This window comes from Clostridium fungisolvens (genome assembly GCF_014193895.1).
In the GTDB taxonomy this organism is placed as follows: domain Bacteria; phylum Bacillota; class Clostridia; order Clostridiales; family Clostridiaceae; genus Clostridium_AR; species Clostridium_AR fungisolvens.
On the sequence record NZ_BLZR01000001.1, the window covers coordinates 2093346 to 2116903 of the forward strand.

At 31.8% G+C, this 23558-nt stretch carries 20 protein-coding genes and 1 pseudogene; 16 read left to right on the plus strand and 5 right to left on the minus strand.

Going from position 1 to position 23558, the window contains the following annotated elements; genetic code table 11:
• Window positions 1-34 precede the first annotated feature (34 nt).
• From bsdtw1_RS08865 to bsdtw1_RS08875, 3 genes and pseudogenes are all read left to right on the plus strand, one after another.
• Window positions 35-1477 (plus strand): multicopper oxidase family protein, encoded by a 1443-nt coding sequence (locus bsdtw1_RS08865; RefSeq protein WP_183277218.1) that lies wholly within the window; start codon window positions 35-37, stop codon window positions 1475-1477.
• 344 nt (window positions 1478-1821) lie between these two features.
• Window positions 1822-2082, plus strand: a pseudogene (locus bsdtw1_RS23610) (YncE family protein); the annotation flags it as partial.
• A gap of 222 nt (window positions 2083-2304) precedes the next feature.
• On the plus strand, window positions 2305-2601 hold the full coding sequence (locus bsdtw1_RS08875) for a hypothetical protein (protein WP_183277219.1): 297 nt from the start codon (window positions 2305-2307) through the stop codon (window positions 2599-2601).
• A gap of 284 nt (window positions 2602-2885) precedes the next feature.
• On the opposite strand, the gene bsdtw1_RS23480 is transcribed toward bsdtw1_RS08875, so the two are convergent.
• Complete coding sequence (locus tag bsdtw1_RS23480) at window positions 2886-3137, minus strand: DUF1259 domain-containing protein (RefSeq protein WP_244638137.1); 252 nt, start codon at window positions 3135-3137, stop codon at window positions 2886-2888.
• Between the two features lie 73 nt (window positions 3138-3210).
• A complete protein-coding gene (locus tag bsdtw1_RS23485) occupies window positions 3211-3444 on the minus strand; it encodes a LysM peptidoglycan-binding domain-containing protein (protein ID WP_244638138.1) in 234 nt (77 codons plus the stop codon).
• 209 nt (window positions 3445-3653) lie between these two features.
• Here bsdtw1_RS23485 and bsdtw1_RS08885 point away from each other — a divergent pair, with 209 nt between their 5' ends.
• Window positions 3654-4721, plus strand: a complete 1068-nt coding sequence (locus bsdtw1_RS08885) for a DMT family transporter (RefSeq protein WP_183277220.1) — start codon at window positions 3654-3656, stop codon at window positions 4719-4721.
• Between the two features lie 194 nt (window positions 4722-4915).
• Here bsdtw1_RS08885 and bsdtw1_RS08890 read toward each other — a convergent pair whose 3' ends face one another.
• Window positions 4916-5932, minus strand: a complete 1017-nt coding sequence (locus tag bsdtw1_RS08890; RefSeq protein WP_183277221.1) for a hypothetical protein — start codon at window positions 5930-5932, stop codon at window positions 4916-4918.
• A 31-nt stretch (window positions 5933-5963) separates the two neighbouring features.
• A complete protein-coding gene (locus bsdtw1_RS08895) occupies window positions 5964-7418 on the minus strand; it encodes an FTR1 family iron permease (RefSeq protein ID WP_183277222.1) in 1455 nt (484 codons plus the stop codon).
• Between the two features lie 527 nt (window positions 7419-7945).
• Here bsdtw1_RS08895 and bsdtw1_RS08900 point away from each other — a divergent pair.
• The 12 genes from bsdtw1_RS08900 to bsdtw1_RS08960 all read left to right on the plus strand — a co-directional run bounded on the left by bsdtw1_RS08900 (window position 7946) and on the right by bsdtw1_RS08960 (window position 21324).
• Window positions 7946-8926: a DUF5692 family protein gene (locus bsdtw1_RS08900; RefSeq protein WP_183277223.1), complete on the plus strand. Its 981-nt coding sequence runs from the start codon at window positions 7946-7948 to the stop codon at window positions 8924-8926.
• A gap of 486 nt (window positions 8927-9412) precedes the next feature.
• The gene (gene hypB / locus bsdtw1_RS08905; RefSeq protein ID WP_183277224.1) at window positions 9413-10084 is read left to right on the plus strand and encodes a hydrogenase nickel incorporation protein HypB; all 672 of its coding nucleotides are present in this window, start codon (window positions 9413-9415) and stop codon (window positions 10082-10084) included.
• Between the two features lie 35 nt (window positions 10085-10119).
• A complete protein-coding gene (locus bsdtw1_RS08910; RefSeq protein ID WP_183277225.1) occupies window positions 10120-12807 on the plus strand; it encodes an FAD-dependent oxidoreductase in 2688 nt (895 codons plus the stop codon).
• 14 nt (window positions 12808-12821) lie between these two features.
• Window positions 12822-13163, plus strand: a complete 342-nt coding sequence (locus bsdtw1_RS08915) for a hydrogenase maturation nickel metallochaperone HypA/HybF (RefSeq protein WP_183277226.1) — start codon at window positions 12822-12824, stop codon at window positions 13161-13163.
• 166 nt (window positions 13164-13329) lie between these two features.
• Window positions 13330-14046: a polyprenyl diphosphate synthase gene (gene uppS / locus bsdtw1_RS08920; RefSeq protein ID WP_183277227.1), complete on the plus strand. Its 717-nt coding sequence runs from the start codon at window positions 13330-13332 to the stop codon at window positions 14044-14046.
• Between the two features lie 79 nt (window positions 14047-14125).
• Window positions 14126-14629, plus strand: a complete 504-nt coding sequence (locus bsdtw1_RS08925; protein WP_183277228.1) for a hypothetical protein — start codon at window positions 14126-14128, stop codon at window positions 14627-14629.
• Between the two features lie 504 nt (window positions 14630-15133).
• Window positions 15134-15550, plus strand: a complete 417-nt coding sequence (locus bsdtw1_RS08930; protein ID WP_183277229.1) for an arsenate reductase ArsC — start codon at window positions 15134-15136, stop codon at window positions 15548-15550.
• A gap of 210 nt (window positions 15551-15760) precedes the next feature.
• Window positions 15761-16111 carry an ArsR/SmtB family transcription factor gene (locus bsdtw1_RS08935; protein WP_183277230.1) on the plus strand — a complete coding sequence of 117 codons (351 nt, stop codon included), beginning with the start codon at window positions 15761-15763 and terminating at the stop codon, window positions 16109-16111.
• Between the two features lie 18 nt (window positions 16112-16129).
• The gene (gene arsD / locus bsdtw1_RS08940; protein ID WP_183277231.1) at window positions 16130-16504 is read left to right on the plus strand and encodes an arsenite efflux transporter metallochaperone ArsD; all 375 of its coding nucleotides are present in this window, start codon (window positions 16130-16132) and stop codon (window positions 16502-16504) included.
• A gap of 17 nt (window positions 16505-16521) precedes the next feature.
• Complete coding sequence (arsA, locus tag bsdtw1_RS08945) at window positions 16522-18267, plus strand: arsenical pump-driving ATPase (RefSeq protein ID WP_183277232.1); 1746 nt, start codon at window positions 16522-16524, stop codon at window positions 18265-18267.
• 93 nt (window positions 18268-18360) lie between these two features.
• A complete protein-coding gene (gene arsB / locus bsdtw1_RS08950) occupies window positions 18361-19410 on the plus strand; it encodes an ACR3 family arsenite efflux transporter (protein ID WP_183277233.1) in 1050 nt (349 codons plus the stop codon).
• A 591-nt stretch (window positions 19411-20001) separates the two neighbouring features.
• Window positions 20002-21324, plus strand: coding sequence for an APC family permease (locus bsdtw1_RS08960; protein ID WP_183277234.1), 1323 nt, complete (start codon window positions 20002-20004; stop codon window positions 21322-21324).
• Window positions 21325-21598: 274 nt separating this feature from the next.
• Here the strand turns inward: bsdtw1_RS08960 and bsdtw1_RS08965 are convergent, their stop codons facing one another.
• Window positions 21599-23440, minus strand: a complete 1842-nt coding sequence (locus bsdtw1_RS08965) for a DUF2207 domain-containing protein (RefSeq protein ID WP_183277235.1) — start codon at window positions 23438-23440, stop codon at window positions 21599-21601.
• Between the last annotated feature and the right edge of the window lie 118 nt (window positions 23441-23558).

Below are 23558 nucleotides of genomic sequence, written 5' to 3' on the forward strand. Positions count from 1 at the left end.
TAAATAGAAATTATAATTACTTGAGGGGGTTAATATGATTAAGACAAAAAATATATCCACGGTTGCTGCGGTAGTTGCTGGGGTGGTTGCTGCAGGTTTTATTATATTTGCAAATCCGATTAATAAAAATAAAGAAATGAGTACTACTGAAATTAATAATATAAACAAAAAAGCTAAAATTAATAATAGCCTTCCTATTCCTGCACTTTTAGAAGATAAGAACCCTGACCCTAAGATAGACGATTTTACTCTAGAGCCACAGCTAGGATTAACATCATTTATAGCAGGAACTCAAACTAAAACTATGGGGTATAATGGAAATTTTCTTGGCCCAGTAATCCGGGTGAATAAAGGAGATCAAGTAAATATTCATGTAAATAATAAACTAAATGAAGCTACAACTGTACATTGGCATGGGGTAGAGGTTAATGGTGAAAATGATGGTGGTCCAGATCAAGCCATAAAACCAGGAACAACTTGGAATCCTAGCTTTACTATAAATCAACAGGCTGCAACATTATGGTATCATCCACATTTTAGCGGTACCACAGCTACACAGGTATATAGTGGATTAGCTGGACTATTCTATGTAGATGATCAAGTATCTAAAAGTTTAAATATACCTAAGGATTATGGAATAAACGATATTCCTTTAGTGATTCAAGATAGAAGCTTTAACAAAGATGGAAGTTTTAAATACGATACTAATATGATGGATGGAGCAACTGGGAATAATGTTATTGTTAATGGAGCAGTGAAACCGTACCTAGATGTAAAGAAAGTTAAAATTAGACTTAGAATAGTAAACGGATCTAATGCTAGTAACTTCAATTTAAATTTGGACAATAAAGATGATTTTTACCAGATCGCATCTGATGGAGGATTTTTAGAAAGTCCAGTAAGGCAAAAAAGTCTTTTTCTAGCTCCTGGTGAAAGAGCAGAAATAATTATTGATTTTTCTAAATATGATAAAGGAACCAAAGTATCACTTATAAATGATAAAACTGAAATATTGAGTTTTAATGTTAAGGAAGATGGAAATGATACAACAGAAATCCCTGATGTTTTAACAAAAGTCAATAAGATTGAAAAATCACAAGCTACAAAGGTGAGAAACTTCGACCTTCAAGGTATGGGAAATATGGTATCAATAAATGGTCAAAAGTTTGATATGAATAGAATTGATGAAACTGTAAAACAAGGTGATACTGAAATATGGAATATAACTAGTGAAGAGGCAATGATGCATAATATGGGACATCCGTTTCATATCCACGGTGTGCAATTTCAAATACTATCGAGAGATGGAAAAGAACCAGATGAAGGTGAAACAGGTTGGAAAGATACAGTTTATATAAAACCAAATGAAAAAGTGAGCATTATAGTTAAATTTAATAATAAAGGAACCTTCATGTACCACTGCCACATATTAGAGCATGAAGAGTCTGGAATGATGGGACAAATTAAAGTAGAATAATATCTTTTGAAGGTAAGGCTATAAATAAAGCCTTATCTTTTTATGTACATACAAAAAGAGATTTAGTATTAATCATAGCAGTATATTTCTGTAAATTATTTTATAAAATAAAGCGAAAGTGAGGTATATTGCAAGCTTCTTAATAGATGTACAGCAAGGTTAAGAATTTTTGTACAAAGATTAATGAATAATTTAAATATTGATGTTAAAGAATACGTAGTAGAGATGGAAAGTAATTGTTACTAAATGTAATGATTCTTTGTATAAGTTTCATAAAAATATATATAGCTATTTTATAAGTATATCTAGCTAGGAAGCAAGTATATGTTGAAAGTGACGACAAATATGCATTTGTAGCAAATCAAGGAACTGAAAAGAATCCATCAAATTCTGTTTCAAAGATTGATTTGGCAACTAAGCAGGTAGTGGCTACCATTGAGACTGGAAAAGGAGCACATGGTGTAGTTGTAAGCGCAGATAATAAATATGTATATGTAACCAATATGTATGATAATAGTGTAAGTATAATAGATAATGCATCGAATAAAGTAATTACCAATGTTTCAGTTGATTCGGAACCAAATGGAATAACTTTTAAAAAGTAATTTTAAGAGAGATTTTCAGAAAGTGCCAGTTTACGCTATTAATCTAATAGGATGGTTTACAAATAAAAAGATTAACTAAATTAGTTAGTCTTTTTATTTTGGGTATTATACTACGTTCATGCTGAAAGTAAACTTTTGTTTCTTCATAAAATCTTTATAATGATACGTTAAAATATAAGTATATTAAGAATAGTTAATAATTTAAATTTTGGAGGGATTACTATGAGTTGTCACAATACAGGTAATGAAAATAAATCGAATCATAAGCACGGAGGTAATAAACATTTACTCCATATGATTATTTGCTGTGGGTTGCCTATAGTAATAATATTCATGTTACCTTTTATTGCAAGTTTAAGCCCTAGCATTGCTGGAGTACTTGGTAAGATAGCTCCATTCTTATGTCCGATAATGATGCTTGCAATGATGCCGATGATGATGGGAAACCACAAAAAGAAAAGTTGTTGTTCAAATGACAGTGATAAAGAAGCTGTTGATATTAAGAAAACTATAGAATAAATTTGCAATTTGTTTATTTTAGATTAAGAAAAGCATGCAAAGATATTAGCAATCTTTGTATGCTTTTCTTTACATATTAAATAGGTAGAAAATTTGTTTGTTGGTTTTCTAAGTTGTATACTTTAATGTTTTTTATTAATTCATTTTCCTGATTGTCGATTTATTCATATAAATTTGATTAACCTTTTTGAACAGTAGCATAATAACGTCGTTGTAAAAGGAATTAAGGATTTAACTTCATTATTTATATTGATGATTTCCTATGATATGGATTATACAATCAATTACTTAGCAAAGTCTAAAACAGATTTGAATATTTTGACTATAGGCTCAGGTCTGCCTACTGCCCAGAAGTGCATAAAGAATAGTCTTGGTGATTCGCTTAGCATATGATTATGAATAGCAGTTGCAGCAATGTTATTGATCTTAAGAGTGCTTGCAACTGGATTTACTTCACTTGAAGGTAAAACAAAATCTCCTGTGGTAGCTACATTTGGTCCAATAGCTTGAAAATTAATAGCATGTGATATTCCCATGGCAGGAGATAACTTATGACCATCCTCTGAAATTGTTACAGTTCTAGGTATTGAAAGTTAAAGTACATTGCCCTTATGGGAATCTTTGTAACCTATAATATAATGTTGCTAAATCATTAAGTAAACTTTGGTCTTTGGAATTAAGTTCTCTACTTAACGTAGCATTTGGAATAATTAGTTCTTTACCTTCAAACAGTTGATATGGATATACAATATTATTTATCTTTACAAGTTCTTCAGGATAAGTTCTGAAATTATGATCTATAGAGTACAGTGTATCCCCATATAGAACCTTATAAATTATCATAAACTTTTGCTCTTATTAAGTAATAAATATCCTTTTTTAATATATTCGACACTTTATTAAGAAGTTACTAAATTAGTATCTGGTTAATTGTTTAATTATACAATCGTAAGTGATATAATAAACATATCCCCCTTGGGGGGATAAAAAGACTAAATGATGCAATATATAAATATTTTTAGTAGAACTTAAAATGGGAGGCTATTTATTTTATGAATAAAGCAAAAGTTTTTCCAATAGTTCAGTCTTTGCTTGCGGCACTTTTGTTTGGTGCTAGTGCACCTCTGGCAAAAATACTTCTAGGACAAATAGATCCGATACCACTGGCTGCTTTTCTTTATTTAGGTAGTGGAACAGGATTATTAATATACCAAATAGTACTCAATTTAATAAGCAAAGATAAAAAAAGTGAAGCACCACTTTCAAAAAAAGAGCTTCCTTGGCTTTTAGGAGCTATAACCTTCGGTGGAGTTATCGCACCAATAATATTAATGACGAGCTTAAAGGTTACTCCAGCATCAACTGCAGCATTACTGCTTAATTTTGAAGGAGTGGCTACAACTGTGATTGCCTTATTTTTCTTTAAAGAAAGTATAGGCAAGAGGGTGTGGATTGCAGTTATATGTATTACAATTGCTAGCATTGCCCTCTCATGGGACTTCAGCAATCAATGGGGATTTTCACTCGGGGCTTTAGGAGTAGTTGGAGCTTGTGTATGCTGGGGAATTGATAATAATTTTACTAGAAACATTTCAGCGAAAAATCCTTATACAATAGTTATACTTAAAGGATTTGGAGCAAGTTTATTTTCATTATTACTAACATTTTTATTAAAGTATCACATTCCTCAATTAAAAGTTGTTTTAATGGCTATGATACTTGGGTGCTTTAGCTATGGGCTCAGCATTGTGTTGTTTGTCTTTGCCATGAGGAATCTTGGAAGTGCACGAACAAGTGCTTTCTTTGGAACGGCACCATTTATTGGAGTGATTTTAGCATTTTTATTTAATCATGATATACCTAATGCTATGTTTTATGTTGCATTACCAGTTATGATATTAGGTACCTTCTTTTTACTAAAAGAAGATCACAACCACAAACATACGCATGAGCATATTTTACACGAGCATAGACACTGTCATAATGATGAACATCATAATCATATACATCTTCCAGGCGAGGTGCCAGAAAGTGGATATCATTCACATGCTCATGAACATGAAGAACTTAAACATGAGCATCCGCATGCACCGGATATTCATCATAGACATACACACTAATAATTAGATCTAAGTTAGAAAGCGATATTATTGAGTTTCTAAATAAAACAATATAAACAAGGATATCAATAAATTTGCCATATGCTGATTTTTAGATTAAATAAAGCATACAAAGATTATAAGTAATCATTGTATGCTTTTCCTTACATTTTCAATAGGCCGAAAATTATATAATACTAATCAAAGTTATTATATTACTTCATATTTTTTATTTCAGTTAAAGTCTTATCTAAAGATTCAATAGCAGAATTTATAGTTTTTTCATCTAATGGCTTTACTTTTACTCCTGCTTGGATCGTTCCTAAAGGAGCTTCTACTTTCTCGTATAATGGTTGGTTCTTTGCTTTAACTTCATCTTCAAAGCTACTCCAATATTTTTCTAATCTTTCAGTGTATTTAGTAACTTTTTCTTCGTTTAATGGAGAAATAAATTTTTTAATTTTAGTTAAAGCAGTTTTCATGTCTTGTGGGCCAGATGAGAGTGCAATTGATTTTTGAAGCTGTTCTAGAACTTTATCTAATTCTACAATTGATGTATTTAGAACTTTTGCATCAAGTGGAGTTACTTTTACAGCAGCTTGAATTGTTCCTAATGGTTGTTCAATTTTTTCATAGATTGAAGGATAGTTTTCCTTTATTCCATCTTCAAATGAACTCCAATTTTTTTCTAAGCCCTCAGAAGTCTTGACTAGCTTAGTATCCTCTTTATTAGTAAGTTCACCACTAAGTTCTTTTAAAATTGATCTCATATTTTCAAGACCTATAGTAGTAGCATTTTCACTTTGTAACTTTGCTAACTGAGTATCTAGATTATCTAATGATTTATTTAAGACCTTTGTATCTAATGGTTTTATCTTGGAACCAGCATCAATAATTCCTAATGGGTCTTCAATTTTAGCGTATAAATCTAGGTATTTGTCTTTAAGATCTTCTTCGAACTTATCCTCAAAGGTTTTCCAAGAATCTTGTAACTTTGAGGAAGATTCAGCTACTTTATCTTCTTCTTTATTTGTAATTTCAGCTTTCATATTTTTAATAATATCTCTCATATCGCTTGCTGCTTTATCAACTGAAAGTTCCTGATTAGCAGTTGCAGTCACTTGAGGCTTTGGTACAGAATCTTTAGTTTGTGATTTTTGAGCTGTGCATCCAAGTAATGCTATAGAACTTCCCAATGCAATTAATAATAATAATTTTTTTGCTGATTTCATAAATAAATCCTCCGTCTTTCGTTTGCTAAATTTATTGTTTTTTAAATTTATTAAATAGACTTACTACTATTGCAATTACTACTAACAGTATTTGAGGTATAAATCCTTCCCAAGTAGGATATACACCAAGAGCAGAGATTGTTGGTAGAGTATCACTTGTTGTTGCTGGCAATAAACCTGCAAGTTGAAGTCCATTAATCCCCATGCCTGTAAACTTTAATCCTAAATAGAAGACTAATAGACTAGAAACTAGGAAAAATGGCTTCATTGGAATTTTTAAACCAACTTTAATTATGAGTACTGATAGTAATATAAGAATAGCAAATCCAATCAGAATCCCTAAAAATAAAGTAGATAATTTTATAGATGAAGCCATCCCTATGTAGAATAAAACAGTTTCTGTTCCTTCTCTAAATACGGCTAGAAACGCTAAGAAGCCTAAGGAAAGTAAACTTCCATTTTTTAATGTTTTATAACTGTTATCTTTAAGTTCATTTTTACGTGATGCTATATTGGATTTACTATGCAGCCAATAACTTACGTAAATAAGCATTACGGCCGCAAATACTCCTGTCCAGCCTGAGATTAAGAAGTTATTATTCCCAAAGGTCCCTGATGTAAATAGAAGTTTAACTAATGTAGCTAGTACAATACTTACTATAAGACCAACGCCAACACCACCATAAACCCATACTTTCTTGCTTTCTTGACCTGATTTATTTAAAAATCCTAATAAAGCAATTACAACTAAAATGGCTTCCAGTCCTTCACGTAGGATAATAGTAATTACATCTACTATTCCATATGAAGTATCACCAGAAAGTAAGGACAGATATCCATGCATTCTATCGATTATCTTTAACGCTTTATCTTTATCAACAGGGCTTACTGTAAGATATGCCTTAACACTTACCATATCCTTTTCAGCATCGTCATAAACTTTTTTGGATTGAGTAAGAACTATGCCTTCAACATCAAGCCAAGAAGAACTGAATGTGTTCATGGTTTCAATAGCAGAAGTAATATCACCATCTTGAATTTGATTTTTCGAGGTTTCTAAAAGACTAACTAAGTCTTTAACTGTGGCAGATTTACCTTTAGTTTTTGAATCACTATTTTTATATCCATCTTGAAGAAATGCAGTATTTGTTTTCTCTAAATCTTCAAGTGCTGTTAGAACCTTGTCCTTTTGAATTGGGTCTTGTGTGAATAGAAAACGAACCATGCCCATTTTTTCTTCAATATCGCCATAAGCTTGCTTTGATTGTTCTTTTACGCCATCTTCAAATTCAACCCATGTATCATTAAATTGATTATAAAGATCTTTTCCCTTAGAAAGATCTCCAGCTTTAACGGCTTCAATAGAGCTTTCTATTAGTTTATTTCCTTTTGAAAATTCAGTCTTTGTATCAGCAGCAAATGCCTTAACAGAGAATAGTGGAAATATTAAAAATAATGATAATAATAATACAAATAATTTACGCAAATCTTGCGCCTCCTTTATCGTTAGTACTTTAAGTATTCACATAGAATAAATTAATTTTGTGAATTAAAAAACATGATTTAGGTAATCTTCCAGGAAGATTACATCCAGTAGCAGGTCATAATATATTGAAATTATTTTTTAAAAAGCTTGGTAAGGTACATTGATATGAAGAAAATGCGAATTGTTATCAATTAAAATACTTTTTCATTATATACTAGAATATTCTAGAGTTCAATGGTTAATTTTTAAACAATGTTATGTTGTTAAAAATGGATACTGGGATAAAAAGGTTTGTAAAGTTAGATGACTATTCAATTTTTGAAAGTGTCATATGTTGACGTTTTCATTTTTATTTTTATTGAAGAATATTTGCTTGAGGTATGAAATAGATTTTACTAAGGAGTTGTTGTGCCAAAACTTAATTTATGTTATAAAATCTCGGCTTCTAGGGATTTTCAGGCATGTATAAATTAATGTTTGAGTATGGATCTCTATAAAATTAAATATATATTAGGGGGGAAGGTATTGTGTTTGTTTTTAACTATGCAGATGGTGCGTCTGCATTAAGTGTATGGGGAGTTTGGATAATTGTTTTTATCGCACTTTTTAGCTTTAATGAGATAGCTCGTAGATGGAAATATGTTGGATTTTTTTGTTTTATTGTCTTACCAATAGCACTTTCAATATTATGGTTTACAGTATTAAGCGATACAACTTATACAGATTGGTTTCATTTAGCAAAGGTGTATTCGTCTACAGCAGGATGCATTGGATTTTGGTGTATCAGACATGTTAAATGGAAGAATAAATCTACAGGTAAGGAATGGAGATTATCAGATAAAAAGTGGGCATTATGTTTTCCTCCACTTATTCTTGCTATAAATATTTTGGAGGCAGTATCTCGTGATTTTCAAGTTGGTATTCAATATGCCGGAGGAGGAAGATTAGCTGATGAAGCTATGTATGTACTTGGTGGCTCCTGGAATTTCATGAATGGTGTAGCAGGTATTTTAAACATTATAACTATAACCGGTTGGCTTGGGATTTGCATAAAAAAACAGACTGATAAAGACGGAAGTAAAGATATGTTGTGGCCTGATATGCTATGGTTTTGGATAATAGCCTATGATTTGTGGAATTTTGCTTATACCTATAACTGTCTTCCAGGACATGCATGGTATTGTGGTTTTGCTTTGCTATTGGCTCCAACAATTTGTTCCTTTACTGTTGGAAAAGGAGCATGGCTACAACATCGTGCACAAACTTTAGCAATATGGTGTATGTTTGCACAGACCTTTCCGTATTTCATTGATAAAGGAGCATTCGCTGTTTCCTCATCTTATAATACAGTACCACTATTTGGATTTAGCTTTGCAGCGTTAGTTGCTAATATAGCAGTATTTGTTTACATGATTTATAAAGTAGTTAAGACCAAAAGAAATCCTTATCTTGGGGAGCTATATACAGATTTAAAAGAATACAAAGAAATTAAAGCACTTGCGGAATAGATATTGTACTCATAATTAGACAAACAGACCTTTTTGTCTATTGATATACTTTGAAAACATTTTATAATAGAATCATAAAGATAATTGGAATTATTTTACAGAAGATTACAACAATAAAATTCAAGTGACATTTGTTTAGCTTTTAAAATATAGCTTTAAAGAAAATTCCAAGAAAGAGAATTGAAATTGTATTAAAAGATACAAGGAAATGTATAGATAAACTACTTCATATTTAAATTTACCAAAATAAAAAATTCGTAGATTCATCGAAGTCTTTATTTTGAGTTCAAGATCTGAAGTAGTTTATCTGTTTAGTAGAATAGATACCCAAGTTTTGCTATACAAAACTTAGGTGATTATTCTGTTAAGTATTAATTGTATGTTAATTGGATTATATTTTGAACTGGTATATCTTAAAAGTCAATTTATTTTATTTTTAAAATAAAATTAAAGTTAAAAAATTAAGAAAATGAGAGGGTAAATAATATGGATGCATATAAGGTTCTTGAAATTAAGAAAAGTGTTTTCGAAAATAATGACCGAGAAGCAGATTTACTTAGAGAAGAACTAAAAAAAGATGAGACTTTTTTATTAAATTTAATGTCATCTCCTGGTTCAGGCAAAACAACCACTGTTTTAAGGACGATTGAGGCTTTGAAAGATCAAATGAAAATTGGTGTTCTAGAAGCGGATATCGATTCTGAGGTAGATGCAAATATAGTTGCCAAAACCGGTGCAAAGGTAATACAACTACACACTGGTGGTATGTGTCATCTTGATGCTGGTATGACTAAGCAAGGACTACTAGGACTTGGAACTGAAGATGTTGATCTTGTTATTCTAGAAAATGTGGGGAATTTGGTATGCCCAGCAGAATTTGATACTGGAGCATCAAAAAATGCAATGATTTTAAGTGTGCCAGAGGGAGATGATAAACCTCTTAAATATCCATTAATGTTCTCTATTGTTGATGTTTTACTTATTAACAAGATAGATGCAATGGCTAATTTTGATTTTGACTTCGAGGCTGTAAAGGAGCGAGTAAGGAAATTGAACCCTAATATTAAGGTTATTCCAATTTCCGCTAAAACAGGTGAAGGAATTAAAGAGTGGGTAGTCTGGCTAAGTACAGAAGTGAAAAATTGGCAGGCTAAATAGAACCTTAATAATATTTTATTTGGGAGGTAATTAATATGGTCAAGCAAAAAGTGCTTCAATTGGCAAATAAGATTGCTGCTGGTATTACTGGCGGGATAGTAAAAGTAAAACCAACAGATCCGGAGTATAGAATTCTTGAGCCAGTTACTACAGATGAAATGGCAGAAGTAGCACTGCACTTAGAGGTACGTAAACCTAAAAGCTTAAAAGAAATTGCAGCTCTTTGTGGCAAGCCTGAAGAATATGTAGAAAAAATTCTAGATAAAATGGCTGTTGATGGCTCAATTAAATTTGAACTTGAAAATGGTGCTAAAAAATACTTCCTTGAGCTTTTCGTTCCTGGAGTAATGGAATATATGGTTGCAAATAAGGAAAATGTTGAAAAATATCCAGTAATCGCTGAATGTTTTGAAGAATATACAAGAAGATTAAGTGGCTTGATGGCGGGAAACCTTCCTGTAGGAATGGGAGTAATGAGAGTTATTCCAATCGAAAGTGCAATTGAAGGAGATACAAGAAAAGCTTCTTATGAAGAGATAGCATATCTACTTAATACCCATGAAATTTTTTCTGTTGCTGATTGTGCCTGTCGTACATCTATGAGAGTTAAGGGAGAAGGCTGTGGACATACTGTTGAGGAAATGTGCATTCAGCTAGGACCAGCTGCAGATTACTATATTCGTACAGGAAGAGGTAGGAGTATTACAAGAGAAGAGGCTATTGCTATTTGTAAAAAAGCAGAAAAGGAAGGTTTAGTTCATCAGATACCTAATCTTTCTGGACCGGGAAAAGCACTTGCTATTTGTAATTGCTGTGGATGTTCTTGCTTTGGATTAAGAAATACAACCCTTTTTAGAAATCCTGATTTTTCTAGATCGAACTATATTGCACAAGTGGATACAGATAAATGTGTTGCTTGCGGAGAATGTGTAGAAAATTGCCAAGCTAATGCCTTAACACTGGGGCAAAATTTATGTACAAAGAAACCTGTTGTAGCACCTAAGGAAGTAGATACCCCATACGATACGAAATGGGGGAAGGAAAAATGGAATATAAATTATCGACACCGTAAAGTTGTTGCTGAGAGCGGAACAAGCCCATGTAAAACTGAATGTCCAGCTCACATAGCTATCCAAGGGTATATCAAGATGGCTTCTCAAGGAAGATATAGAGATGCTTTAGAACTTATAAAGAAAGAAAATCCACTTCCAGCAATTTGCGGACGTATATGCCCTAGAAAGTGTGAATCTGCTTGTACAAGAGCAGGAGTGGATGAACCACTGGCAGTAGACGAAATTAAAAAATTTGTTGCTGATCAAGACTTGAAAGCTGAACATAGGTTTGTACCAGAAAAGAAGGTACAAAGACAAGAGAAAATAGCAGTAGTAGGTGCAGGTCCAGCTGGACTTTCTTGTGCTTATTTCTTAGCAGTGGAAGGATATCAAGTAACAGTTTTTGAAAAGCAAAAAGTGCTTGGAGGTATGTTAACGCTTGGAATTCCATCCTTTAGATTAGGAAAAGAAATAGTAAACTCAGAAATAGAAGTTTTAAAAGAATTGGGCGTTGAGTTTAAGACAGGTATTGAAGTTGGTAAAGATGTTACACTAAATGGACTTAGAAACTTTGGCTATAAAGCATTTTATATGGCAATTGGTGCTCAGGGAGGCAGAAAGCTTGGACTCGAGGGTGAAGAAGCTGAAGGAGTAATAACAGGTGTGGACTTTTTGAGAAAGGTGAATCTAGGAGAAGAACTGAAAATGGAAGGTTCAGCGATTGTAATTGGTGGAGGAAACGTAGCTATTGATGTAGCTAGAACTGCTGAGAGAGTTGGAGCTTCGAAAATAGATATGTATTGTTTAGAAAGTAGAAAGGAAATGCCTGCTCTAGAGGAAGAAATTGAAGAAGCATTATCTGAAGGCATTGATATCAACAATTCTTGGGGACCAAAAGCAATTCTTCATGAGAATGGCAAGGTTATAGGTGTAGAATTTAAAAAATGTATATCTGTCTTTGATGAAAATGGAAGGTTCAATCCTAAGTTTAATGAAGAAGAAACCAAGATTGTTAAAGCAAACCATGTGTTAATTTCCGTAGGACAAGGGATAGACTGGGGGGAATTATTAAAGGATTCTAAGATTGAGTTATATCCTAATAAAACTGTAAAATCTGATCCGCTTACCTTCCAGACTGGAGAAAAAGATGTATTTGCAGGTGGAGATGCAGTAACAGGACCTAAGTTTGCTATCGATGCTATTGCTTTAGGAAAACAAGGATCTATTTCAATCCATCGTTATGTACATGGTGATAATCTGTCCATAAGTCGAGAGAGAGAATATAATGCTTTAGATAAAGAAAACTTAAATATGGATGGTTATGATCGTCTGCCTAGACAAAGAGCACTTCATATAGATGGTAGTAAATCAAAAGAAACCTTTAAGGATTTACGTGAGACTTTTACAGAAGAGCAAATAAAGAAAGAAACAGAGAGGTGTCTTGGTTGTGGAGCTGTAGTTGTGGATCAATATCAATGTGTGGGATGTGGTGTTTGCACTACTAAATGCAAATTTGATGCAATTTCGCTTACAAGAAAATATGATAGCGCTGGAGCAGAACTCAATGAAATGAAACCTATAGTTATTAAACATGCTATAAAACGTCAAGGAAGAATTGCTGTGAAAAATGCAAAAAAATCCTTAGGATTAATTTTTTCAAAGAAAGAGTAAAGAGGTGAATTTTTTTGCATGAAGTTGGAGTTATGATTGAAGTAGTAAAAACTGTAGAAAATTTCGCAAAACAAAATGGATTAACCAAAATAGAAAAGTTGGTTATCCAAGTTGGAGAACTTTCCTCCATGATCCCAAGATATTTAGAAGCTTGTTATCCAGCAGCTGTGGAAGGAACTTTATTACAAGAGACTGAATTGAAGATTGATATATTACCTGGTAATGCTTTCTGTAAGAAATGCAATAAGGTTTTTAATCTTATCGAGAATAATAACAAGTGTCCTAAGTGTGGAGGTAGAGTATGGGAGATCTTATGTGGAAAAGAGTTTATGATTAAAGAAATTGTTGCTTGCTAAAAAGGCGTTTAAACCAAAAAAGGATTGAGTTATAAATTCTTAAAGAATAAAATAGCTCAATCCTTTTTTTATTCAGCTATATCCTAAAAGTTGACAATAGTTATGTATTTGGATAATAATAGAATAAAATATCTTAATTGGGAAAAGAAGGCAGGAAGTGAGTCTAATGTTAAAAAATCAAATAGATAAAGAAATATATATTATACCAAAACATATAGCAGTAGTTTGTGATGGAAACGGAAGATGGGCTAGAAAAAAAGGTCTTCCTCGAACATTCGGACATAGATCTGGTACAAAACCAATTGAAAACACAATTAAAGAATGCTTCGAATTAGGTGTTGAAGTTCTTACGTTCTATGTTTTCTCTAGTGAAAATTGGAATAGATCTAATGAAGAAGTTTCTTTTTTAATGAAACTCTTCGTAGAATTTTTTGCGAAGCTACGTGGTGAGGTAGGAGAAAAAATTAATGTACGTCATATCGGTAGTAAGGATAATCTTTCTAAGGAATTGCTAAATGAAATTGAAAAAACAGAAAAGGCATCTGAAAATAATTCGGGGTTAGTTCTAAATATAGCATTAAATTATGGTGGACGTTTAGAAATAATAGATGCTATGCAAGAAATAATGCACGACATTAATGATGGAGCAATTAATGCTGGTGAAATAGATGAAGCGTTAATTAGCAATTATATGTATACCTCAGGATTGCCTGACGTCGATTTAATAATAAGAACAAGTGGAGAAAAGAGGATAAGTAACTTCCTACTTTGGCAATCTGCTGAAGCAAGGCTATGGTTTACTAATGATTTTTGGCCTGATTTTAACCACAACCATTTAATAGATGCAATTAAATACTATAATAAAATTACCAAAGAAAAATGATAGGGAAATTGTTTAAAATTAAAACATATAAATAGAAGCTTACATGGGTGTGAAATAATGAATTTATAGTGGGGATCATATGGAAAAATTAATAAAGCTTATAATTTATTCTGTAATTGCAGTTTGTATTTTATACGTTAGCTTTAATATTATATTTTTTATCGGTATGGTTAATAGCAATGCTCGAAAAGAAGTTGATAAGAAGTTTATATCAGAATGTAAAGATGATTTAAAAGCTATGGATAAAAATTTTAATCTATCTAGTTTAGAAATTTATTATCAGCAAGGAAAATATAAGTTTACCATAGGTTATAAAAAGGATTTATCTGAAGAGGATAGTAAAGTAATAGTAAAGCATATGAAAGAGCTTTTACTGAAAGATAGTGTAAATAAGTATTTAGAAAATAAATATTCAGCTGCGAATATATACTTAACTATTGAATGTAGCAACAAAACATACTATTATAAATGTCCTTATTATTTATCATCTGCTTCTAATAACTCTAACGAAAAGAAAAATTATAAGTTGTGGTATTTTACTAAAGGAACTGAAGAAATTATTAGTTCTATTGAGGTTGATTAGATGCTGAAACAAATGCCTGGTTTAAATATAAATATATAATAAAGGAATGCTGAATTTATCAGCATTCCTTTATTTGATTTTTACCAAACTTAATGGTTTCTCTAAACATTATCAAGCCAATTTTAATATGTTTATGTTTATGTTTTTGTATTTGCTAGGCTTTAGTTAGTTTAACCGTTAAAAATGCTTTTATGCAATTATTTTATGGAAAAGATAAATAGCATTGGGGCCTATTAGAAATATGTGGACAACCTTCATTAAGAAAATGACTTAGTGCTATTGATGAAAAGTGTTATTAAGATGAATCATTGACATAGGATAACATTTAAATTATCATATGATTATATTTGAATATGCTCATATATGAGGTGAGAAGTTCAGATTTAATACAACTAATGAAATATTTATATAATAAGAATAGCCATGATTGTAAAGGTAGCTTCTCAAAAAATATTTTAATTATACTTAAAAACAACTTAGATTTAAAACAATGGGGGATTAATAATGAAACCAAAAGTAGCATTTATATGTGTACATAATTCTTGTAGATCTCAGATGGCAGAAGCATTAGGGAAAATGTTTGCTTCAGATATATTTGAATCCTACTCAGCAGGAACTGAGTTAAGACCACAGATAAATCAAGATGCTGTGAGAATAATCAAGGAACTATATAATATTGATATGAATGAAACACAAAAATCAAAGTTACTTACAGATTTACCAGAAGTAGATATTGTTGTAAAGATGGGCTGTAATGTAGTATGTCCATTCTTGCCTTCAAAACATGAGGAAGATTGGGGATTAGATGATCCATCAGGTAAAAGTGATGATGAATTTATAAAAACTGCAAAATCCATTGAAGAGAAGATAAAAGATCTACAAAGAAGAATAGAAAATAATGAAATTAATTTAAGTGTATAGGGGATACCTAGTAGCATATAAGTCAATAAATATGATTTTAAGCCAGTGTAAACTGGCTTTTTTTGTTTGGAAATTTCTCTGCTTATTCACATTATTTTTATGAAATCATAGTATGGAATATAGATAAATATAGATATTGATATTTAAAGCTTATAGTAATTACAAAGCGTATATTGACTACATATAGATAATGGTCTATATTATACATAGATGATTATCTATGTAAGGGGTGATAAATTGAAACTTGATTATAATGAAAACGCAAAGATAATTAAAGCTCTTTCTGATGCTAATAGACTAAGAATAATTGATATGCTATCTTGTGGCGAGAAATGTGCTTGTGATATATTAGAAAACTTTGATTTTACTCAACCAACACTTTCTCATCATATGAAGGTTTTGATGGAGTGCGGTCTTGTAAATAGTCGAAAAGAAGGTATATGGAGCCATTATTCATTAAATGCTACTAACTGCAATAAACTTATGCTGTTTATTATGAATCTTATAACTGATACAGAGGATTGTATATGTAAAGACAAATCAAAATGTGAATGTAAATAGGAAAAGGGGATATGTATAATGAAAAAAATGATTATTTTTGATCCAGCAATGTGTTGTTCAACAGGGGTTTGTGGACCAAGTATAGATCCAGAACTATTAAGAGTTTCTACTATTTTAAATAATTTGAAGAGTAGAGGTATTATAGTTGATAGGTTAAATTTAACTAATAATCCTCAAGCTTTTGTAGATAACAAGGTCATAAATCAATTATTAAATAGTGAAGGAATAGAATGCTTACCTGTAACTATTGTAGATGGAGAAGTAGTTAAAACTACAAAGTATCCCACTAATGAGGAGTTTTGTTCTTTTCTTGAGATTCCTGAGAGTTACCTGAAGCTACAAATTAAGAAAAAATCAAATAGCTGTGGATGCAATGGTGGATGCTGCGAGTAAAGGAAGGATGCTTAAGAATGGAAAAGATATTTAATCCGAATGAAATAGAATTGACTAAATATTTATTCTTTACTGGAAAAGGTGGAGTTGGAAAAACTTCAACAGCTTGTGCTACTGCTATGACTCTAGCCGATAATGGTAAAAAAATCATGTTAGTGAGTACAGATCCTGCTTCGAATTTGCAGGATGTATTTAATAGAGAGTTAGATAATAAAGGTGTTAAGATAGAAGAAGTACCAAATCTTACAGTTGCTAATTTTGATCCTATAGAAGCTGCCGACGAATATAAGGAAAGTGTTGTTGGTCCATATAGAGGCAAACTTCCCGAAGTTGTTATTAAAAATATGGAGGAACAGCTTTCAGGTTCATGTACAGTTGAAATTGCAGCTTTTAATGAGTTTACAAACTTTATAACTGACGAAAATATTCAAAAGGAATTTGATCACATTATTTTCGATACTGCCCCTACTGGTCATACATTAAGGATGCTTCAACTTCCTTCTGCCTGGAGTGATTTTATAAGCGAAAGTACTCATGGAGCATCTTGTCTTGGGCAACTTGCAGGACTTGAAGATAAAAAGGAAGTTTATAAAAATGCAGTGAAAACACTATCAGATGGAGAGGCAACTACACTTATTTTAGTTGCAAGACCAGAAATTACACCATTAAAAGAAGCTGAAAGAGCATCTATGGAACTTGGAGAAATTGGTGTTAATAATCAGATATTAATCATAAATGGAGTTCTTAAAAATTCAGATGATGAATTATCACTTAATATTTATAATAAACAACAAAAGGCACTTGAAGATATTCCAGAAAAGCTAGAAGCTTTAAAAGTCTTCGAAATTCCATTAAGACCTTATAATATTACAGGTCTTGATAATGTAAGGGCTTTTTTAAAGGAAGATAATATTAAGATAGACAATGAAGAGCTTAAAGTTAATAGAATGTTAGCACTCAAAGATATTATTAATGATTTATATAATTCAGATAAAAAAGTTATATTTACAATGGGTAAAGGTGGGGTAGGCAAGACTTCTATAGCAGCTACTATTGCATTAGGATTAGCAAAGAAAGGCAAAAAAGTTCATCTTACCACTACTGATCCGGCAGCCCATTTAAAGTTTGTTTTAGATGAAGGGCAAGGAATAACCTTTAGTAATATAGACGAAAAGAAAGAACTTGAAAAGTATAAAGAAGAAGTATTAAGTAAAGCCAGAGAAGCTATGTCTGGAGAAGATATTGAATATATAGAAGAAGATTTAAGATCTCCATGTACTCAAGAAATTGCTGTCTTTAGAGCTTTTGCCGAAATAGTTGAAAGATCAGAAGATGAAGTGGTTGTAATAGATACAGCTCCAACAGGTCACACTCTTTTACTTTTGGATTCAACAGAAAGTTATAACAAAGAGATATCCCGCTCACAAGGAGATACTCCAGAATCAGTTAAAAAGCTCTTACCAAAGCTAAGAAATCCAAAGGAAACAGAGGTTGTGATTGTAACTTTGGCAGAAACTACACCGGTTTACGAAGCGATGAGACTTGATGAGGATTTAAAACGAGCAGGAATAAACAGTAAATGGTGGGCCATAAATTCAAGTATGTATGCTACAAATACAACAAATGCTATTTTAAAAGCAAAAGCTAGCAATGAAATACATTGGATTAATAAAATAAATGAAATATCTAATGGTAACTTTGCAATTATAGAGTGGAAGCCAGAAGAAATAAAAGGCGAGGAACTTAACGAACTTTTAAAATAATGTACTGTTAAAGCAACGTTTTGAAATAAAGTGGTTAGCCTCCGATGCTTTAATGAGTTTAAGTGAAAATAATATTTTAAGGGGGAATTTTATTTGAAAAGTAAATCAAGATTATCATTACTTGATAGATATCTTACATTATGGATTTTTCTTGCAATGGCTTTAGGGATTACCTTAGGCTGGGCAGTACCACAGTTATCAAAATCATTATCTAATTTATCTGTGGGGAGTACATCAATACCTATTGCCATTGGATTGATAGTAATGATGTATCCACCACTAGCAAAGGTAAATTATAAAGAACTAGGAAAAGTATTTAGAAATCCAAAAGTATTAGGCTTATCTCTAGTTCAAAATTGGGTTATAGGACCTGTTTTAATGTTTATATTAGCTATGGTTTTTCTAAGATCAGATTCAGCTTTAATGACTGGATTAATACTGATAGGACTTGCAAGATGTATAGCTATGGTTATAGTTTGGAATAGTTTAGCTGATGGAGATAGTGAATATGCAGCGGCTCTAGTTGCCTTTAATTCAATATTCCAGGTTGTCTTCTATTCTGTTTTTACTTATATTTTTGTTACTGTATTGCCACCAGTATTTGGGCTCACTGGATACAAAGTTAATATCTCCATGGGTGAAGTTGCTAGGTCCGTGGCTATTTATCTAGGAATTCCTTTTGCATTAGGAATGTTAACTAGATTAATCTTAGAACCAATGATGGGATCAGAATGGTATACAAAGAAGTTCATACCTAAAATTAGTCCTTTAGCATTAATTGCACTATTATTTACAATCATAGTTATGTTTACTTATAAAGGACAGTATATTGTACAGCTTCCATTAGAAGTTGTAAAAGTAGCAATCCCACTTTTAATATACTTTGTTATAATGTTCTCCGCATCTTTTTATATAAGTTATAGATCTGGAATAGATTATAAGAAAACTACAACCTTAGCATTTACAGCTGCAAGTAATAACTTCGAGCTTGCTATTGCAGTTGCAGTTGCTGTATTTGGAATAGAATCTAAGGAAGCTTTTACTGCCGTAATAGGACCACTTGTGGAAGTACCTGTAATGATAGGATTAGTTAATGTAGCTCTTTATTGGAGAAAGAAATATTTCCAAAAGCAACAGCAATAATTAAAGAACGTATTCAATATATTGATAATAATAAGTTTAATATTTTACCCTCTCCAGGTGAGAGGGGTTTTGTTTTTAAAGCAATTAAATACATAAATGCAATTTTTAAAGTAATTGTTTTATGTTGCAAGAAATATTTATGGTGGGGAAATTATGAAACTAATGGATTTGGCAGTTTATGCTTTAGCTAAAAGATATGCTCATTCAAATGTAGTTAAGGTAAACAAAGATACAAGGCTTATAAAGCGAAAAAAGCTAGTAAATAAGTAAGAATAAATCTAAATAATTAGAAGCAGTGCCTAGTGAAGGGAAATCTTCAATAGGCATTGTTTTAATAAAGATAGAGAAATAGTGCCAACATTTAATTATTGACAAAATTCGAGTTTTTATGCATAATGTTAATGCAATTATGAATAAATATAAGATAGAGATTCGTTATATAATATTATTAAAGTACACATAAGCACTTTCAAGCCGTAGTAAAGAAAATGATGATAAAGTGCGCAGCTAAAACTTTAATGCGGTGAAGTTGTGCATAGATTAGTTTACTTAGTGTTTGATTAAAAATTTATACCTTTAGGAGGAATAATCGTGGAACAAAAGACAAATTTAAAAAAGGATATTGGACTACTTATTGCTACAGCATTGGTTGCTGGTAATATGATGGGATCAGGTATATTTATGTTGCCTGCTACTCTGGCAGGAATTACTGGCCCTGGTGGCACAATTATGGCTTGGCTTATTTCAGCAGCTTGTTCTATATGCCTTGCTATAACCTTTGCAAGATTGGGATCGAAGTATCCAAAGACAGGTGGACCTTATGAGTATTCAAAGGTTGCTTTTGGTGACTTTACAGGATTTATGAATGCATGGCTTTACTGGAATGGGTCGTGGATTGGAAATGCCGCAGTTATTCTCGCTATATGTACTTATACATCTAGTTTAGTACCAGCTTTATCTAATGGACATGTTGCCTTCATATTTGGAACTATTGTATTATGGATATTTACTGGTATTAACATTCTTGGAGTAAGAAGAGCTGGTAAAATTCAGACAATTATTACTATATTTGAGATATGTTTTTTTATATTCTTTATTATAATTACAGCACTTCATTTTAATGTAGCAAATATCAAACCATTGTTTCCAAGTGGAAAAGGATTATCAACAGTGAACGGAGCAGCTGTTAATACACTTTGGGCCTTCGTTGGTCTTGAAAGTGCAGCTATTACTGCTGGTGAAATAAAAAATCCGGAGAAAAATGTTAAGAGAAGTACAATACTTGGTATTTCTATAGCTGCAGTTATATATATATGCATTAACTTTTTTGCTATGGGTTCCATTTCTCAAGAAGCTTTGGCCAACAGTAAGGCACCTTTTTCAGACATTCTTTCCCAGTACTTTGGAGGAGGAGTATCAACATTTATCACTTTAGCAGTTATAATCAGTATACTTGGTACAACTGTAGGCTGGCTGCTTTCAACAGCACGTGTAGGCTTTGCAGCTGCAGAAAACGGGGTATTTCCAAAGGCTTTTGGAAAAGTTCACCCAAAATTCGAAACTCCCTATGTATCATTAATAATAGGCTCGGTATTGTTAAATATTCTTTTATATATGAACTACAATAAATCTCTAGTAGGAGCCTTCACATTTGTAATTTTATTGGCGACACTGGCATACTTACCAGTTTATGCTATGACAGCTCTCGCAGAGATAAAAATTATGATAAAAAATGGACAAATTAAAAATTTCTCAACTTTTATTAAGTGTGCATTGATTCCTCTAATAGGATTTGTATATGCATGTTGGGCTATATATGGTTCAGGCTGGCAAGTAATTGGTTATGGAGCATTATTGGCAGCTCTTGGAGTACCATTCTACTTCTACATGAAGAAAAGTGGAAGGCGTTGCTAGATAGAGAAGAAATAGATTGATGTTTAAATGATTAGGGGCATATGCCCAATGTCATTAAGTTAAGAAATTAAGCTTTGTACTGCTTCTGATAGCAATACCTGCACTTATGTCACTGACCGAGAAAATATCAAAGAAATAGGAGTTTAGTGAAGAAGTAATTTAAAAGAGGTAGCTAATTGATATGTAAAGCTATATCTGAAGCAAATTAATGATGACCTATTAAAATAAAACACACCTCATCAAAATCTGATAAGGTGTGTTTATTTAATTATATCTAGAATGCGCCAGAGTCGCCACCACCACCACAAGAACCCCCATCTCCACCAGAGGTAAATCCGCCTCCGTCTCCAAAACCTCCACCAAAATCACTAGAACTATTAGAACTGTTATCTGCAGTGTTATGATTTAATTGATTTTGGAAATCATCAAAAAAGTCATAATAAATGAAGTTCAGATAATGCATGTTATAGAATAGAGGATCTGAGTACATATAGTCATCATTTGCCAGTTTAGGGGAGAACTCAATTAATTTATCGGCTAAACCTAAAGCTAGGGCATAAGGTAAATATTTTCTCCATAATGTTGGAGTTATAATGTCACTTTTACTTGAATTTATGCTGTCAAATAAAAACTTTTTAAAGGCAAGCCATTTTAAATACTCGTTTTGATAGGTATTAGTTAATACATAACGGTTTCTTATCTTAGTATGGAAAGGTTTTGAATCAGCTTCTGTTTTTACTGCGAATTTCCAATCGTTAAATTTATTTTTAAAATCCAGGGCTGTTCTACGATCATTGGTTTGTGCTTCTATGTCCTTTAGTGAAAAAGAAGGATAATTTCCATAAGAAGAAAGCCAATTAAGTAGATATCTCTCTTGAATAGAACAATAGTCCAAAGTATTAGTATTTATTAAAAAAGTAAAATCTATCTTTTCTTCATCTTTGGAGAAGAATTTTTTTTCTACATAGGAATTTGTGGTATAGGTTAATATATTTCGCACTGATAAATCTAATAGAGTTGCAATTATGTCTTTTATTTGGATATATTCACTTATTAGATAAGTTACTAAAGCTGGACTTAAATCGCTAGGAATTGATTCACAATAAGTATCGTTGAAAAATTGCTCTGTACTTCTATATTTTTCAAGCTCTCTTTGAAATTTTTCTTTTTCTTTAGCATTATAAACTACTAAGATAATAACTGAAGAAATTATAAATAAAACTATGATAAAAATACCTAAATCATTGTTCTTATCAGTTTCAAAAGTTCTATAATTTCCAAAATTTGTTGAAGGCTGAGTGATAGGAACATTAGTAGAACTATTTGCTGGTGGTTCATGTACCGGTGAATTAATAGAACTATTTGATGAGTTATTTTCTGGAGTATAAGCGTTATTCATCTGTTCATTATAAATTCTATTATAGGCATCCTCACTCACTACCTTTTTAGCATCCTTAAGATAATCCGGCGGAAAAAGTATACGGCAGCCTAAGTATTCACCAGAATTAAGCTTTGAAACATTAAATAAGAAATTATTATCATCTGCTTTACTTGCGGTTCCAGAAGCTGGACCTATGCCCCAATATTTAGCGTCCTTTAAATTTCCTACTGGAAAGGTTACCTTTACAGATAGATTGTTTATATCTACATTAGAAGAGTTTTCGTAGAACTTCCCAAATAATTCACCTGCGTCATTATACTTGGTGGCAGCCCCGATTATCAAATATTTAATATTGAATTTAACAATTTTGTTGCTGTTTTTTGAGTATATGGTAAGCTTCTTATAGTTTCCATCTGTAGTAACTGTGTAAGATCCATTTTCTTTACTATCATTGTTCTTAAAAGGTGTTTTGTTTGAGCCATCTAATATACTAACTTCAATGTTTTCAACTCCTGAGCCTTGATTAAAATTAATATTTCTAGTGACTCCATTAAAATCCCCTTTAAAGTTATATTCATAAACTTCTGAAACTTCAAGATCACCATTGGTATTTAGTGTAGTATCTATGGCAAGGCTATCAATTGAAAAGCTTTTATTGTCGGCAAGTACGATATGTGGGGGAAGTAGAAATATAAAGAATAGAAAAGCTACTAGATATTTAAGATGTTTTTTCATAAAAATCTCCTTATTTATATTTTTAGACAATCAATACTTAAGATGGGTGAAGGATATATTGTTCCAGTATAGCTTTAAAAATTTTATTATAAGATAACTTATTGGGTTTATATTACTT